Consider the following 16,703-nt stretch of genomic DNA (forward strand, 5'->3'; position numbering starts at 1 on the left):
GATTTTAAGGAGGACATTATGAAAAATTATGAAATTAAACAGGCTGAAGAACTTATAAATTATATTTACGAAAGTCCAACTTCCTTTCATGCAGTAAAAAATGCTGTATCTGAACTTAAAAAATTTGGATTTGTAGAAATTAAAGAGGGAGAAGCTTTAAAAATAAAAAAGGGAGGTAAATATTTTGTAACTAAAAATCAATCTGCCCTTATTGCTTTTACAGTTGGAAAAGGCGAACTTGAAAACGATGGGTTTAGAATAATAGGAGCTCATACTGATTCACCCAGCTTTAGAGTAAAGCCAAATTCAGACATAGAAGTAGAAGGTGCTTATGTAAAGCTAAATACAGAAGTATACGGAGGCCCAATATTAAATACATGGATGGATAGACCTCTTTCGTTAGCAGGAAGAGTCGTTTTAAAAAGCAAAGATTCCTTTCATCCTGAGATAAAACTTTTAAACATAAAAAAACCTCTTATGGTAATACCAAACTTAGCAATACATATGAATAGAGATATAAATTCAGGTGTTGAACTAAATAGGCAAAAACATATCCTCCCTCTTTTAGCACTAGTAAATGATAAATTCAAACAGGGACATTACCTTACTCAAATTATAAGTGAAGAACTTTCAGTACCTGAAGAAGATATATTGGATTTTGACTTATTCCTATATGAATTTGAAAAAGGCAGCATAATAGGCGCTGACCAGGAATTTATATCCTCAGGAAGACTAGATGATTTAAGCATGGTTTATTCAGGGATAAAAGCAATTTCAAATAGCAAGATTAAAAATACTACAAATGTAATGGTCTGCTTTGACAATGAAGAAGTAGGGAGCACCACAAAACAGGGTGCAAATTCACCTATGCTTTTGTCTATATTAGAAAGAATAGCTTTCAATCTTGGTAAAAGCAAAGATGATTTTTACAGAGCTATATCAAAATCATTTATAATATCCTGTGATTTGGGTCATGCACTGCATCCAAATTATCAAGAGAAATCTGATCCTGTAAACAGACCTATTATAAATAAAGGCCCTATTATAAAGATAAGTGCCAGCCAGAGCTATACTACAGATGCTGTATCCAGTGCCATATATAAAAATATATGCTGCGAAGCTGGAGTTCCTGTTCAAGTATTTGTGAATCGATCAGATGAAAGAGGAGGTTCAACTATAGGTCCAATATCTTCAAGTCATATAAACATGACGTCCTTAGACATGGGCTTAGCTATATTATCCATGCATTCCGTAAGAGAATTAGGTGGCATAAAAGATTATGTATATGCTTTAGAATCCTTTAATAAATTTTATGATCTATAATATTTTATGTAACTAAAAAAGGTTTTTGGATTTTCCAAAAACCTTTTTTACATAATTTATCCGATGACTACCTGCTTTAATACTCCAACTTCTCTAAGTTGGAGTATTAAAGCAGGTACGTCCCTGGATAACGATTTCTAAGCATCAGGTGGAGTCAAAACTCCATCTGATGCCAAGAACCCTGTTTATCTTAACATTTAAATTTACTTATCTGCTCATTAAATTTATCTACCATTTCTTCTAGTTGTTCTGAAAGTTTTGCAACACTTTCAGATGAGGCTAACATTTCCTCTGAAGATGCTGCTATTTCTTCCGATGAAGCTGATGTTTCCTCAGATACGGCAGTCACAGCTTCAACTTTTCCAACAATATCATTCTTGGAATTATTGGTAGACTCTAAAGATTCATTCACATCTTTAACTAGTGGTCTAATGGTCTGTATGGAAGAAGTCATTTCTTCAAAAGAATTTATAGTTTTATCTACTATAACAGTTTGATTTTCAACTAAATTCTTAACTTTATTTGAAGTAGACATTACTTCTTTAGTCTCAATGCTTATTGATTTAACAAGTGATTGTATCTGGCCAGTTGATTCCTTGGACTGTTCTGCAAGTAATCTAACTTCTTCAGCTACAACAGAAAAACCCTTTCCTGCTTCCCCTGCCCTTGATGCTTCAATTGCCGCATTCAGTGCTAGAAGATTGGTTTGTTCTGATATGTCATTTATCACTTCAGTTATATTTCCAACTTTTGAAACACTATCATTTAAGCTATCAATCTTTCCTGTAACTTTTTCAAATGACGTTTTTACATCTCCTATTGATTGTAGAAGCAGCTTTACCTGTTCTTTTCCATTATCAGCTTTACTTCTTGTTATCTTGGAGCTATCATTGACATTTGAAAGCTTTCCGGATATATTTTCAAATTCTTTTTCAAACTTATCTACAACATTTGACACAAAAATTAAATCTTGTGACTGCTGTGTAGTTCCCTTTGCTACTTCCTGTATAGCATTTGCAACTTCATTTGCAGCACCAGTCATATGTTCTGCACTGGTATTCAAATCATCAGACATTGATCTTATATTTATTGAATTTTCTCTTATAGAACCTATAGTATTTTTTAAACTTTCACTCATATTTTTAAAGCTGCGTGCTAATACCCCAATCTCACCTTTACTATTTACAGTTATTTTACTGTCTAAATCACCATTTTCTATTTTTTTAGCAGCAGTAACCAATTCTTCTAAAGGAGATGTTATACCCTTAGATATCTTAATCAGTATAATTACAGCTACAGTAAAACACATAAGTGATAAAATTATTATAATTGCTATAGTAGTATAAACTGTCTTATGTACATTTTCCATGGACATACCTACATCTACTGCTCCTATGGTTATACCATTTTTAGCTATAGGTATTAGTATATCATAAACTGGTATTTTCCCTTTATACTTATACTCTGAAAAATAAGTTTTTCCATCTACAGCAGCAGTTTTACTTCCTATATCATGTACAGTCATACCCACTCTGCTTTTATCACTATGAGCTATAATTTTTAAGTTTTTATTTACAAACAAAGCATATACAATACTTTTGTCTTTAACTATATTTTCCAAAACGTTTTGTGTTTCAAGACTTGAAGTTAATTTTTGAACTTTATTTGCCAAAATTCCTATTTGTATAATTCCTCCATCGGATTTTCTAATACTTCCATATTTATAATAATTGTTGGATTCAGCACTTTTTCTAATATTTTCTATTGATATATCTTTATTTCCCTTTAGTACTTTATAAGAATCAGTTTTACTGTCAAATACAAAATTAATACTTGATGTTAGATTTGAATATATTACTTTTCCAGATGGATCAGTAGAATTTATTTCATCTACATCAAACTGTTTTGCAATGGATGTTAGATAATCATTATTAATTTTATCAGAATTGTTTACTAAAAAACTTCCTAGTGTCCTTATTCTAGTGTCTATAGAATTATTCAACTCATCTATAGAATTATTGTTTCTTTCTAATTCAGCACCAATTTCATTTGCTATACTCATTCCATCTGTTTTTGTCTGTAATAATATTTTATTTCTTGCTATTCCTATAGATACACATGCAATAATAGTTATAACTATAAAAATTATTGCTGCAGGCACAGCTAATATTTTAAATTTTACAGAATCCTTTAGTTTATTAGCATCTTGCATAAAAATCATCCCCTTTGTATGATTTTTTTCGTAATAAATTATGCAAGCATTATAGCAAAAAGTAAAATAACACAATTATAAATATTAAAAATATTCTCTATTTGTTGAGATATATTAATATGTGCTTAAGAAAATGTCCATAACTTATTTAATACATAATTAATTATTCCAGTAATAATGGTATCTTATGGTACGTATTTTTGTCAAAAACAAGCTTATACTATAATTAAAATTTCTAGGAGGTAACGTTATGAACAATTTAATGAAGAACATAGAATTTTCAAAGGTGCTTAATTTGAAAGATCTTATCTCTTACCAAGAAGGTCAAGTTATAAGCAAAACTATAGCACAAATACCTACTTCAAATATTACTTTATTCTCACTAGACAAAGGTGAAGGTATAAGCACACATGTGACTTCTGGTGACGCTATGGTTCAAATACTAGATGGTACAGCTGAAATTACAATAGATGATAATGTTTTTATTTTAAAATCAGGTGAAGCTATAATAATGCCTTCTGACATTCCCCATGGATTAAAAGCTGTAGAAAAATTTAAAATGCTTTTAACTGTAGTAAAACATTAAATAATTTTATACCTTAAAAGTTTTTAAAAAATGTCTGGCTGCTGAGGACAAATACTGATTTTTCATCCATATTATAGCTGTCTGTGTTTCCACAGAAGCTAGTTTAATTTTTTTATAATTGAAATTTGAATTGGGAATAAGTCCAATAGCAGCCTCAGGTACAACAGCTGTTCCTATCCCACTACTTGCCCATAATAATAAATTTCAACTTCTATTATTCCTCTCTTTAGTAGCTCTAATACTCTATAGTATCTTCATCCCATATTTCAAAATCAATACCTTAATATTTTTTATAAGACTTCTAAATTCTCTTATGATGCTCTATTGCAACTTAACTAACTTTACAACGTAACTTAATAAGCTGGATGGTTTTTCTCCTTCATAAAAATAGTAAGATAAAACATCATCAAACCATATTACTACAATACTTAATACATACCAGTAAATACTGTTTTTTAAACATATTTGTCCCATAAAGTTAAATTTCTCTTGTGAATAGTCCCACAAATTGAAATGCAAATATAAATTAAAAAATACTCCTGTAAGTAGTTCCACTATACAAATTAAAGAACCTCCCATTATAACCTGCTGCCACATTTTTAAGTTATAATATTCAGGTCTATCATTCAAACTTCCAATTAATGCAGCACATAATCCTCCTATAGGAAACATCCAAAGGGAAGTCCACCCACATAAACTCCATTTACATATACCACTAAAACCTGTTAATGCACCACAGCATGCTCTAGAAATTATCTCTACATTTAAATAAATACTTCCGAATATGAAAAAATGGATTATCTTGTTTTTTTTATATTTCAAACAAAACACCTCTCATGTATAAGTCCATATACTAGTTTGTTCTATTTAATTTCTTCTTATTACTTTTTGTTATACACATTAAACTTTTAGTTGTTAATATCTAAAATTAAGTTGTTTTTAAAATATAAATATCTGCTGTACAATTTAATTGTAAACGTATTATATTAATTCCTACAATTTTAATGGACAATCAATTCTAAGCTGTAATTAGATTTATCATAGTATGAAAAACCCCAAATCTTTTTCATGTCTAAATTATAATATTAAATTTTATTTCTATACTTAGAAAACCTGAAAGGGGGAATATAAGTGAGTATCAACACAAAATCATCAGAAGTTGAAATTAGAGAATCACGATTAGGTTCAAATAATGAATTCAAAGGAACTGCTAGGGAGTTATGTGACAAATCCACACAAAATAAGTTTTGTGGAAGAAAACGTTCCTTCACTCAATGTACTGAATGTAGTTCAAGTAGAGCATTGTCTATGCTTGTAATGATAAGAGATTCTGCAATAATAAACCATGCCCCACTAGGATGTAGTGCGGATTTCGCCGAGTTTAATTTTACTAATAGAGGAGAACAGATAAGAAGGAAACTACCTTTAAAAAATGTAAATTTATTGAGCACAAATCTTGAAGAAAAAGATATGATTTATGGTGGAGGAGCAAAGCTAGAGGCAACTATAAGGAATGCATATATAAGATTTAAACCAAAAGCAATATTTGTAACAACCTCTTGTGCATCCAGTATCATCGGAGATGATGTGTCAGGTATAACTGATAAACTAGAAAGTGAATTAGGTATACCGGTTGTATACATTTCCTGTGAAGGTTTTAAATCTAAAATATGGGCAACGGGATTTGACTCTGCTTTTCATGGGATTATCAGAAAAATAGTCAAGCCACCTGTTAAAAAGGAAAAGAAGTTAGTTAATGTTATAAATTTTTGGGGTAGCGACGTATTTACTGATTTGTTTAGACGAATAGGTCTTAAGCCTAATTATATTGTACCCTTTACCACTATTGAGCAATTAGAGAAAATATCCGAAGCTGCTGCCACAGTAGAAGTTTGCCCTACTCTAGGTACCTATCTAGCTGCAGCTTTAGAACAAGAATATGGAGTTCCAGAGGTAAAATCACCACCTCCCTATGGTCTTAAAGCTTCAGATCAATTTTTTAGGGAACTTGGGAAGGTAACCCATAAAGAAAGAGAAGTTGAAATACTTATAAAACAAGAAAGAAAAAGAATTTCAGAAGAACTTGAAGAATTAAGAGATAAATTGAAAGGTAAAAAAGTTTATGTATGTGCTGGAGCTGCCCATGGACATAGTTTACTAGGACTGATGAATGATCTTGGAATGAATGTTGTTGGTGCAGGAATATTCCATCATGATCCCCACTATGACAATGGAAATAAAAAATGTGATGTTTTAAAATATGTAGTTGACAATTATGGAGATATTAAAAACTTTAATGTTTGCAATAAACAAGTCTTTGAATTGGTGAATACATTAAATAAATTAAAGCCAGATGTATTAATTGTACGGCACGGTAGTTTATCGGCTTGGGGTGTAAACCTTGGAATACCAACATTATTAATTGGAGATGAACAATTTGGTATAAGCTATCAAGGAATCTTGAACTATGGTAATAAAATTTTAGACACTCTTGCAACTAAGGAATTCGTAAGCAATATTGCTGCTCATTCAGAACTTCCATATACTAGCTGGTGGATGAATCAAGATCCTCAAACATTTTTAGGGAGGGAGAAAATTGAATAATAATAATGATGATAATCAGCGTTCAGAAAAATGGAATTCTACCTTATTCTGGTGGCGTAATAATACAAATAATATAGTTGAACAACCCCGGCATTTTTGTGCACTAGGATGCCAACAGACTGTAGCTGCTATTAAGAAAGCTATTCCTATAGTTCATTCAGGCCCTGGATGTTCATATAAACTCTTCCGTGGATTAAGCACATCATCAGGCTATCAAGGAGTAGGATATTCTGGTGGAAGCTCCGTTCCTTGTACTAATTCGACAGAAAAAGAAGTAATATTTGGTGGAGAAAGTAGATTAAAAGAAGTAATAGATGGAGCATTAAAAGTTTTAAAAGGAGATCTATTTGTTGTTTTAACTGGATGTACAGCTGATATTGTAGGTGATGATGTAAAACATATAGTTAAGGAATATCAGCAAAAAGATATTCCAATAGTTTTTGCAGAAACCGGCGGATTTAAAGGAACTAATTACAAGGGTCATGAGTTAGTAATTGAAGCTATAATAAATCAATTTATTGGTGATGTTGAAGTAAAAAAAGAAAAACGATTAGTAAATGTTTTCGCATCAATTCCCTATCAGGATAGCTTTTGGTCTGGAAATTTAGCTAAAATAAAGCATCTGTTAGAAGCAACAGGTTTAAAGGTAAATATACTTTTTGGGCCAGAATCTGGAGGAGTTAAAGAATGGAAAACCATTCCTAATGCAGAGTTTAATTTAGTACTATCTCCCTGGGTAGGATTGAAAACTGCCAAACTGCTTAAAACTAAATATAAAACTCCTTATTTCCATTACCCCGTTGTGCCTATAGGAGCAAGTGAAACTAGTAAATTTCTAAGACAAGTAGGAGAATTTGCAGGACTCGATAAATCAAGAATTGAAAGTCTAATTAAAAAAGAAGAAAAAAATTTTTACTACTACATAGAGAGAGCTATTGATTTTTTTACTGAATTTCGCTTTAGTATGCCAGATAGATTTTTTAATATAAACGACTCTTTTTATGCACTTGGCATTAGTAAATTTTTGCCAAATGGACTCGGCATTCTTCCTGGAGAACAATACATTACAGAAGATACACCTAAAGAATATCAAGAATTTATAATAAATCAATTTAAACACTTGTCAAAAAATACTTCATCTAAAGTAATCTTTGAAATTGATGGAGGCAAAATATCTCATAAATTAAAAGAATATGATTATGATGGACATACTCCTCTAATTTTAGGTAGCTCCTGGGATATTGATATAGCTCGACATCAAAATGGATTTTGGTTAAATATATCTTTGCCGGTTATGCACAGATTGGTTTTAGATAGAAGCTATATTGGATACAGCGGAGGACTTCGATTGGCAGAAGATATATACGACAGCATTTTAGGAACATATAAGTACTAAATAATTATACCTTACAAAAAGGACTGTATTTTATTAAAGTTTTAACTTATTTATGGGAGTGAATGAAATGACAAAAAAAATAAAGTCAATTGCAATATATGGTAAGGGCGGTATAGGTAAATCTACCACAACTTCAAATATCAGTGCAGCACTATCTAAAATGGGTTATAAAGTAATGCAATTTGGTTGTGATCCTAAAAGCGATTCAACAAACACATTGAGAAATGGTAATTACATTCCTACCGTTTTAGATACACTACGAGAAAAAGATAAAGTAGATGCACATGATGTAATTTTTGAGGGTTTCAATGGAGTCTACTGTGTAGAATCAGGAGGTCCATGTCCCGGAGTAGGCTGTGCAGGTAGAGGTATCATTACCGCAGTACAATTTTTTAAACAACAAAGAATTTTCGAGGAATTGGATTTAGATTATATAATATATGACGTTTTAGGTGATGTCGTATGCGGCGGCTTTGCAATGCCAATACGAGAGGGAATAGCAGAACATGTATTTACGGTTTCCTCCTCAGATTTCATGTCTATATATGCGTCTAATAATTTGTTTAAAGGTATTAAAAAATATTCTAATTCTGATGGAGCATTACTTGGCGGTATTATAGGAAATTCTATTAACAAACCTTATGACAAAAAAATACTTGATGCTTTTGCAGAAAAAACAAATACACAGGTAATCGAATATATACCAAGGTCAATTACCGTTACACACAGCGAACTTCAAGGTAAAACTACCATTGAAGATGCCCCGGATTCCGATCAAGCTAAAATTTATACTAGATTAGCTAAAAAAATAGCAGTTCATACTGAATCAAAAGTGCCTTCCCCTCTAGGTATTCAAGAACTAAGAGATTGGGGTAAGCAATTAGCAAATTATTTACTGAAACAAGAAAATCAATAGCATGGGGAGAAAATATTATGGAGAATGCAGATATAAATAAGAGTATGGAATTATCTCATGCTTTAAAAGTTCACCCTTGCTTTAGTAGAGGGAATGCTTCGAATTATGGAAGAATTCATCTTCCAGTAAGTTCTCACTGTAACATACAGTGTAAATTTTGTAAAAGAGTTTATAATGACAGCGAAAATAGACCTGGTGTTACAAAGGAAATACTATCTCCAAAAGACACTATAAAAAAAGTTAAAAAGGCTCTAGAACTTTGTCCTCAAATAACTGTAGTAGGTATAGCCGGTCCGGGAGATAGCTTGGCTACTCCTCAAGCAATTGAAACCTTTAAACTTATTCATAGAGCCTATCCTACCCTTATAAAATGTCTTAGCACTAATGGCCTTTTACTTTATAAGTATGCCCAAGAAATTTATGATGTAGGAGTAAGAACTATAACAGTTACTGTAAACGCTGTAGATCCATGTATTGGAAGTAAAATTATATCTTACATAAATTACAAAGGCGGAAAATATTACAGTAAAGAAGCATCAAGTATTCTCATAAATAATCAGCTAAAAGGTATATCCAAAATAAGTAAACTTGGAGTTATAGTAAAGGTAAATTCGGTATTGATTCCAGGCATTAATGACCAACATATAGGGGCAATAGCTAAAACCGTTAAAGATGCAGGAGCATTTCTATACAACATCATACCACTTATACCTCAACATGAATTCAGCCATATTCTTGCTCCTACATGTCAGCAATTAAATGAAGCAAGAATAACAGCTGAAAAGTATATTTCTGTATTTAAAAATTGTAAACACTGCCGCGCAGATGCATGTGGAATACCTGGTAAAAAAGACTTTTCAAATGAACTTTATGAAATCACTAGTTATCCTGAAACTTTCTCTCACGGCTAACATATAAATCTCATAAAATAAAGCAGACATTTTAGATAAATGCCTGCTTTGTTTTTTATCTTTAGATATTTAATTTTTTACGTTTTGACTCTATCCTTTGAAGCATTTGCTCTGCTGCCTTATCTGGATCAGGTTCTACAAAGAATTTTGAACCATAGTCATCTTCCATCTTATTTAACAGATAATCTGCAACAAATGGACCTCCAGTTACAGGTGGAACAACACCAAGCCATGCATCTATACCGCTTCCTACTACATACATTCCTATAGCTACTGCTTTTTCTGACATCCATTCAGGAGCAGCTCCAACTACTGGCAAATCGCTGATATCCAATTTTAAATAATTTGCTAGTTCACCAACAAGTTGTAAATTACGACTGATATCAACACATGAACCTTGGTGAAGAACAGGTGGAATATCTAATAAATCACACACTTTTTTAAGTCCAGGACCAGCTATCTCTTTAGCTTCTTTTAAAAGCAATCCTGCCTTTGCTGCTGCATGAGCTGCACAGCCCGTAACAACTACTATTACATCATGTGCAATTAAATACTTAATCATTTTTACTATAGGTCCATCATGTTCAACTTTCGGGTTATTACAACCTACAAAAGCAGCTGCACCTCTTATAACACCCGATAATATAACATCTGCAAGAGGTTTAACTGTTTGAAGCTGATCTATATTTGAATTGACAACCTTGTCAAGGGTGTCAACTATAGCTTCAGTACTAAATCCAACCACTGCATCACATTTTTCATGAGGAATTAAAACCTTTTCTCTATCTCTATTCTTATAATTTAATATAGCTTCTTTCAATATCTGTTTTGCACATTCATAGGCATTGTCTTCATCAAACTCAATATATAATGAATCTGTTATCTTAGCTTTTGGTGATGTTGTTATAAATTTAGTATGATAAGATTGAGATAGTTTTGCAAGTGATGGCATTATGCACTGAACATCAACTATCAATGCTTCAACTGCACCTGTTACTACAGCAAGTTCCTGTTGAAGGAAGTTTCCTGCCATCTTAATACCATGTCTTAGTGCTATTTCATTTCCTGTACAACACATACCACAAAGATTTATTCCATCTGCACCCTGAGCTTTTGCAAGAGCAATGAGTTCAGGATCTTCAGCAGCTGCAACAACTGCTTCTGAAAGTACTGGTTCATGTCCATGCAGTATAACGTTAACTGAATTTTCCTCTAATACGCCTAAATTAGCTGTAGTTTCTACTTCTGATGGAGTTGTAAATAGAATATCACTAAGTTCAGTTGCAATATAAGAACCACCCCATCCATCTCCAAGGGATGCTCTCATTGACATTTTAAGAATATTTTCTGCATCTCCTGAACATCCAATGTGAGTTGAGTGCATTATACTAACTATATCTTTATCAATTGCCCTTGGAGTTACACCAAGCCTGTCCCATACTTCTCTTCTTTTTTTAGGAAGTGCTGTAGGCAAAGTCAAATTTCCATGAGGTTTTCCATACTCATTCAATGTAGCTGCGGCCAAATCATGTGCTACATCATAAATATCTCTTCCCTCAGTTTCAATTCCAAATCTCTTTGCAACAGCTGCAAGCTTTTTCTCATCTCTTATATTTATTTGTCCATCTCTTGATGCGTTTTCAAGATAAAGACATATTGACCTACCATGATCTGAATGTGCTGCCGCTCCAGCTGCACACATTCTTGCAAAGTTTCTTGCAACTATAACATCTGCTGTAGCTCCACAAATACCTCTTGATACTCCTTTTCCTGGAACTGGACTTACCCGGCAAGGCCCCATAGCACAATTTCTACAGCATACACCAGCTAAACCAAAACCACATTGTACTTTCATTTTAGCTTTTCTATCCCATACAGTTTCTACACCATCTTTTTTTGCTTTTTCAATAAGCTCTTCCTCAGCTGCTACTATTTCTGATCTTCTGTCTTCCATTAATAAAATACCTCCTTAAAATATAATAAATTTATAACCCAAATTGTATTTTTTTATTATAGTTAAAATCTAATTGTCTACCAAATTTGTAAAGGTTAACATGGAAGGGGCAAAAATTATTAATCTTTTTTTAACTAAATAGGGTTTTAGGTATTTTTAAGATTATACAATGTATCTTTATAAGATACTTTTGCTATTTTATATAAGAAGGATATATTGTATTTAATATAATTTTTCTCACTATTATACTAATAATGAGATTACCCCTAACATATTTGTGTTTATGTTTAAATTATACGACATATATTTACATTTGATAAACAACTTAAATTTACACTTATACAACTAAAAGTTATAACTTTAAAATTTAAAAGAAGGGCAAAAACAATTTATTTTCTCTATTTTAATCTACATTATTATTGGTCCACGCCTTATATAGAAGTTTAACAGCTGGATTAATTTCATCTAATTTTATTCCTCCAAATCCCAACATAACAGTACCTTTTAAACTGTTCTCAGGATATTTCCAAAACTTCGACGTAGGATATACTTTTACACCAACTTCATGAGCTCTTTCAATTAACTCCCTTTCTGACACATTTTCTTTCACCTGTACTAAGATGTGAAGACCAGCATTCATGCCATAAATAGAAATTTTGTCTCCAAACATTCTTTTCAAACTTTCAACTAGTGCATCATGTTTTTTCTTCTGCATCCTATTAGTTTTTCTAAGGTAGCTTTCCCAATGCCCTTCTTTCATAAAAAGTTCTAAAGTTTTTTGGATAATAAAAGGTACAGAAGGTGGATACCCCTCAAACATTACAGTAAACTTATTTAACATACATTTGGGAATGATCATGTATGATAAACGTAATGTTGGAAATAAAAATTTTGAAAAACTGCCGATATATACAACTCTATCACTACAAAGAGATTGAAGAGACTGCACAGGTTTTGTATTATATCTAAGGTGGCAGCTATAATCATCTTCAATAATTATTGAATTGTTTTTAATTGCCCATTCTATAAGCTCAAGTCTTCTAGAAATAGGCATTATAATTCCTAAAGGATACTGATGTGATGGAGTAACATGCACAGCTTTGGTATTTGTAGAATTTAGTTCCGTTACATTTAATCCGGATGAATCAAGAGAAATAGGCTTCACATTAAATCCATGATTTTCTAAGGTACGGCGGGTTATATGATGTCCTGGTTCTTCCATTGCAATTGTGGTAGTAATATCCTTAATAAGTTGACATAACATACCTAAACAGTAATTCACGCCGGCCCCAATAAAAATTTGATCTAACGTACATTCTACTCCACGATAATAATGAAGATATTTTAATATCTCTTCTCGAAGATCAATTTCTCCAAAAGTTGGACCATAACTTGTCATCTGCCTAGAAAAATTTTTTATGCACTTATTTGTAAGCTTTCTCCACTGCGTCATAGGAAGTTCACTCTCATTCAATTTCCCATATTTAAAATCATATTGAATTAATGAATCCGAATTATCTGGCAACGTAGGTTTATTATAAAAAACTTCTTTTGTACCATGAATATATGAAAGATCTAACTTTTCAACATAATATCCGCTGCGAGGTTTACTAATTAAATATCCTTCCGAATATAGTTGATGATAAGCTATCTCTACAGTGTTTCTACTTATATGTAAATCACTGCATAGTTTTCGGCTTGATGGCAGTTTACTACCTGGCTTTAAATCACCATTTAAAATTTGCTCTCTAAACTGCTGGTACAACTGAATATATAATGGAACATCACTTTTATCTTTTAAAACAAACATACGTTCACATCCTTTTAACCTAAAATCATGATTCTTTAAGAATACGCTTTTCTATAGTTGGCCTCATTCTTTTTTCTAAATCTGGCACTTTTACATATAACACTAGTGTTTTACAATAAAGTTATATTAATTTCTTATTTTATCAACATAAAACGGTATCAACCAATATTTTATATTATTATATCATAATAGATAAAAGTATAAGAATTAGCATATTATACTTTTAAAATTTCTTAAGATATTATAAAAGGCAGGTGTAATGAATTGGAGATCAAACAATTAAAATATTTTCTAGAAGTTTGCAAACATAAGAGTTTTTCAAAAGCTGCTAAAGAAATTTATATTACTCAACAGGGCTTAAGCAAGGCAATTAGTAATTTGGAAGAAGAACTTCAATATCCTTTACTTCATACTACACCTAAAGGAATCAAAATAACAAAATATGGGCAATACTTGCAAAAACGATCGGAACATATTGTACAGGAGTTTGATTTGATTTTAGATGACATGAATAAAATGGCTAATATCAATGAGGGAACTCTAACCGTATGTTTTAGCTTTGGAGTTCTTAATGCTCTATCACCAGATATTATATCTGACTTCCAAAAAACTTATCCTAACATTAAGTTAGTTATAAAAACTTATCCTGATTCAATTTGTGAAGAAGTTGTTATGAATGAAAAAGCAGATTTAGCTGTTTCAATTGGCCCCGTTAATGAAAAAACTTTTAATTCTACTGCCATTAAATCTCAGTATCCTTGTATTTTAGTAAATAAAAAAAATCCATTGTCTAAAAAAACATCAGTGGATTTTAAAGAATTAAAAAACGAAAAATTTATTATTCTTAATGAAAAATTTCATTTTTATCACAACTTTATTAATAAATGCAGAGAATCAGGTTTTGAACCAAATATAGTCTTTACTACCTCAGAAATTATTACCGTTCATAAACTAAGTCATTTTAATAAAGGTATTGGAATAAGTATTGATTTTATGGCTAAAGATATTAACTATGAGGACATTTATCCAATTCCTTTTAAAGATCCTTCTTTCAAATGGGAAATTTGTTTAATAACTAAGAAACACCGATTTGAGCCCAATTTAGTGAAAATATTCACAAATTATATGCTAAATTACTAAAACTAATATACATGCGTTATTTTTACTTACTAAGCTGCCGTAATCTCTATACTATGATTAATTGAAATTTCAGCTGCACTAAAAAACCAAAAAATAAGCAGTTGTAATTCCTATAACCATTTATTTTTTGGCAGTTATAACAGCATTTGACCCTACAGTCTACTGATTATCAATTAGCACTTTTATACTATGCTAATTAAACTTTTTTAGATACTTCTTCCAATACTTCAGCAGTTGAAGAAAGTTCTTGAATAGATGAAGTTATCTCCTCTATTGCACTGCTTGCTGCTTCAAAATTGGAATTTGATTTATTTATACTATTAGTAACAAGTTCCATAGAACTGGTAATTTCTTTTAGCACGGAATCAATTTCTTTAACTGATTCACTACTTGATTTAGACAATTTTCTTATTTCTTGTGCAACTACACCAAAGCCTTTTCCATTATCTCCTGCTCTTGAAGCTTCAATAGCTGCATTTAATCCCAAAAGATTTGTCTGCTTTGAAATGCTTTGTATAAATCTTAAGATTTCATTAGTATCCTTAGCATTTTTATTAGCTTTATTTAATGCTTTAGAAGTATCTTCATTTGAGTTAACTATGTTTTGGATTTGCTCGGAAATATCACTGCTTGCCAAGGACATTTGTTTAAGAGAACCAGATACATTTTTAGATAGAGTCAGCACCTTATCCATATTTTCAAGACTTTGTGCCGCTAGTAAAAGACCAATTACCTTGTTATTATTATCTTTAATTGGAATTGAGTACGATCTAAAAGGTACTCCGTATAATTCTTTGGAAACAATATCTATTACTGGCTTTCCAGTTCTTAGTGCCTCACCTGGCGGTCCTTTTCTTGGTATTGGATCTCCTTCTTTACTTGATAAACTTAGCTTGTCACTATAAAGAATTTTTAAAATTTTTTCTGTATCAGTAATATATATAGTTATATGATGACCAAAAAGTATATCTATGTATTGCAGTGAATCATTTAAAGAATTAAATATTGTATTTTCAACTATCGGTGATAACATATTTTTGCCTCCAATTAATTTACTATAAATACAATATATATTATACATCTTACTTGTATAAATTGAAATATATTCCTTGCATTTGTATATAAGTAAATTTATGATTAATTTACCATATACCTATTTTATGAAAACACTACAAATAAGAAAACACCCGCTAGTCTACTGCAATATTACTACAATAAACAAGTGGGTATTTCCATTTAATATTAAATCTAAGGCTTACTATATTGTAGGGCTTCTCTCCCTTCATCACCAGTACTTATACGTATAACGTTTTCAATATCATAAACAAATATTTTTCCATCACCTATTTCTCCTGTGTGGAGTATTTTTTTAGCAGTTTCAATAACAAGTTCTACAGGTACTTCACAGACTACCACTTCTACTTTTACTTTTGGTAGTAGATTAATGTCCATGGTTAATCCACGATAATATTCCTTATAACCTTTTTGTACTCCACATCCTAAAACATTTGTAACAGTCATACCCGTAACACCAATGTCATTTAATGCTTCTCTTAATTCCTCCAATTTAGCTTTGTGAGTAATAATATCCACCTTTTTAAGTTTATTACCCATTGTTTTACCTCCCTTATTAAATATATTTCAATTTCTTTCGTAATTCTACAATCATTGATCTGGATACTTAAAATGTACAAATTAATAAATTAATTCTTTACATAATATTATATAGGGTTTCTAAGTGATAATTTAACTTATACTAGGAAACTTCTAGCATAAGCTAATGAATGAATCTTAGCAAAATTAGAATTAAGTTCGTCAAAAAGAATTTTAATATCTGATACTAATTCCCAT

13 protein-coding genes are annotated in these 16,703 nt (G+C 31.3%); 7 read left to right on the forward strand and 6 right to left on the reverse strand.

Features of this window, described 5'->3' with window-relative positions:
• Positions 1 to 18 precede the first annotated feature (18 nt).
• The gene (locus CLRAG_RS02715; RefSeq protein ID WP_065076960.1) at positions 19 to 1,323 is read left to right on the forward strand and encodes a M18 family aminopeptidase; all 1,305 of its coding nucleotides are present in this window, start codon (positions 19 to 21) and stop codon (positions 1,321 to 1,323) included.
• Positions 1,324 to 1,513: 190 nt separating this feature from the next.
• Here CLRAG_RS02715 and CLRAG_RS02720 read toward each other — a convergent pair whose 3' ends face one another.
• Positions 1,514 to 3,535, reverse strand: coding sequence for a methyl-accepting chemotaxis protein (locus CLRAG_RS02720; protein WP_065076961.1), 2,022 nt, complete (start codon positions 3,533 to 3,535; stop codon positions 1,514 to 1,516).
• Between the two features lie 250 nt (positions 3,536 to 3,785).
• Here CLRAG_RS02720 and CLRAG_RS02725 point away from each other — a divergent pair, with 250 nt between their 5' ends.
• On the forward strand, positions 3,786 to 4,121 hold the full coding sequence (locus CLRAG_RS02725; protein ID WP_065076962.1) for a cupin domain-containing protein: 336 nt from the start codon (positions 3,786 to 3,788) through the stop codon (positions 4,119 to 4,121).
• 321 nt (positions 4,122 to 4,442) lie between these two features.
• Here CLRAG_RS02725 and CLRAG_RS02730 read toward each other — a convergent pair whose 3' ends face one another.
• A complete protein-coding gene (locus CLRAG_RS02730; protein WP_013240811.1) occupies positions 4,443 to 4,943 on the reverse strand; it encodes a putative ABC transporter permease in 501 nt (166 codons plus the stop codon).
• 309 nt (positions 4,944 to 5,252) lie between these two features.
• Between CLRAG_RS02730 and CLRAG_RS02735 the strand changes: the two genes are divergently transcribed.
• From CLRAG_RS02735 to CLRAG_RS02750, 4 genes are all read left to right on the forward strand, one after another.
• Positions 5,253 to 6,725, forward strand: coding sequence for a nitrogenase component 1 (locus CLRAG_RS02735; protein WP_065076963.1), 1,473 nt, complete (start codon positions 5,253 to 5,255; stop codon positions 6,723 to 6,725).
• Positions 6,726 to 6,798: 73 nt separating this feature from the next.
• Positions 6,799 to 8,121, forward strand: coding sequence for a nitrogenase component 1 (locus tag CLRAG_RS02740; RefSeq protein ID WP_065076972.1), 1,323 nt, complete (start codon positions 6,799 to 6,801; stop codon positions 8,119 to 8,121).
• Positions 8,122 to 8,188: 67 nt separating this feature from the next.
• Entirely contained in the window at positions 8,189 to 9,037 is an 849-nt protein-coding gene (gene nifH, locus CLRAG_RS02745; protein ID WP_065076964.1) for a nitrogenase iron protein, read from the forward strand.
• A gap of 17 nt (positions 9,038 to 9,054) precedes the next feature.
• Positions 9,055 to 9,948: a radical SAM protein gene (locus CLRAG_RS02750; RefSeq protein WP_083985514.1), complete on the forward strand. Its 894-nt coding sequence runs from the start codon at positions 9,055 to 9,057 to the stop codon at positions 9,946 to 9,948.
• A 61-nt stretch (positions 9,949 to 10,009) separates the two neighbouring features.
• On the opposite strand, the gene cooS is transcribed toward CLRAG_RS02750, so the two are convergent.
• Both cooS and pdxR read right to left on the reverse strand, forming a co-directional pair.
• Positions 10,010 to 11,902 (reverse strand): anaerobic carbon-monoxide dehydrogenase catalytic subunit, encoded by a 1,893-nt coding sequence (gene cooS / locus CLRAG_RS02755; protein ID WP_065076965.1) that lies wholly within the window; start codon positions 11,900 to 11,902, stop codon positions 10,010 to 10,012.
• A gap of 403 nt (positions 11,903 to 12,305) precedes the next feature.
• Positions 12,306 to 13,712, reverse strand: a complete 1,407-nt coding sequence (gene pdxR / locus CLRAG_RS02760; protein WP_065076966.1) for a MocR-like pyridoxine biosynthesis transcription factor PdxR — start codon at positions 13,710 to 13,712, stop codon at positions 12,306 to 12,308.
• Positions 13,713 to 13,976: 264 nt separating this feature from the next.
• On the opposite strand from pdxR, the gene CLRAG_RS02765 reads away from it, so the two are divergent.
• On the forward strand, positions 13,977 to 14,852 hold the full coding sequence (locus CLRAG_RS02765) for a LysR family transcriptional regulator (protein WP_065076967.1): 876 nt from the start codon (positions 13,977 to 13,979) through the stop codon (positions 14,850 to 14,852).
• 196 nt (positions 14,853 to 15,048) lie between these two features.
• Here CLRAG_RS02765 and CLRAG_RS21200 read toward each other — a convergent pair whose 3' ends face one another.
• A complete protein-coding gene (locus CLRAG_RS21200; RefSeq protein ID WP_065076968.1) occupies positions 15,049 to 15,885 on the reverse strand; it encodes a methyl-accepting chemotaxis protein in 837 nt (278 codons plus the stop codon).
• Between the two features lie 215 nt (positions 15,886 to 16,100).
• Positions 16,101 to 16,466, reverse strand: a complete 366-nt coding sequence (locus tag CLRAG_RS02775; protein ID WP_065076969.1) for a P-II family nitrogen regulator — start codon at positions 16,464 to 16,466, stop codon at positions 16,101 to 16,103.
• Positions 16,467 to 16,703: the final 237 nt, after the last annotated feature.

The organism is Clostridium ragsdalei P11, assembly GCF_001675165.1.
GTDB lineage: Bacteria > Bacillota > Clostridia > Clostridiales > Clostridiaceae > Clostridium_B > Clostridium_B ragsdalei.

Bases quoted from the DNA above. Each gene is read 5' to 3' on its own strand.
- CLRAG_RS02720 (WP_065076961.1), bottom strand. From the start codon at position 3,535: ATGCAAGATGCTAATAAACTAAAGGATTCTGTAAAATTTAAAATATTA.
- CLRAG_RS02775 (WP_065076969.1), bottom strand. From the start codon at position 16,466: ATGGGTAATAAACTTAAAAAGGTGGATATTATTACTCACAAAGCTAAA.
- CLRAG_RS02715 (WP_065076960.1), top strand. From the start codon at position 19: ATGAAAAATTATGAAATTAAACAGGCTGAAGAACTTATAAATTATATT.
- CLRAG_RS02725 (WP_065076962.1), top strand. From the start codon at position 3,786: ATGAACAATTTAATGAAGAACATAGAATTTTCAAAGGTGCTTAATTTG.
- CLRAG_RS02750 (WP_083985514.1), top strand. From the start codon at position 9,055: ATGGAGAATGCAGATATAAATAAGAGTATGGAATTATCTCATGCTTTA.
- nifH (WP_065076964.1), top strand. From the start codon at position 8,189: ATGACAAAAAAAATAAAGTCAATTGCAATATATGGTAAGGGCGGTATA.
- cooS (WP_065076965.1), bottom strand. From the start codon at position 11,902: ATGGAAGACAGAAGATCAGAAATAGTAGCAGCTGAGGAAGAGCTTATT.
- pdxR (WP_065076966.1), bottom strand. From the start codon at position 13,712: ATGTTTGTTTTAAAAGATAAAAGTGATGTTCCATTATATATTCAGTTG.
- CLRAG_RS21200 (WP_065076968.1), bottom strand. From the start codon at position 15,885: ATGTTATCACCGATAGTTGAAAATACAATATTTAATTCTTTAAATGAT.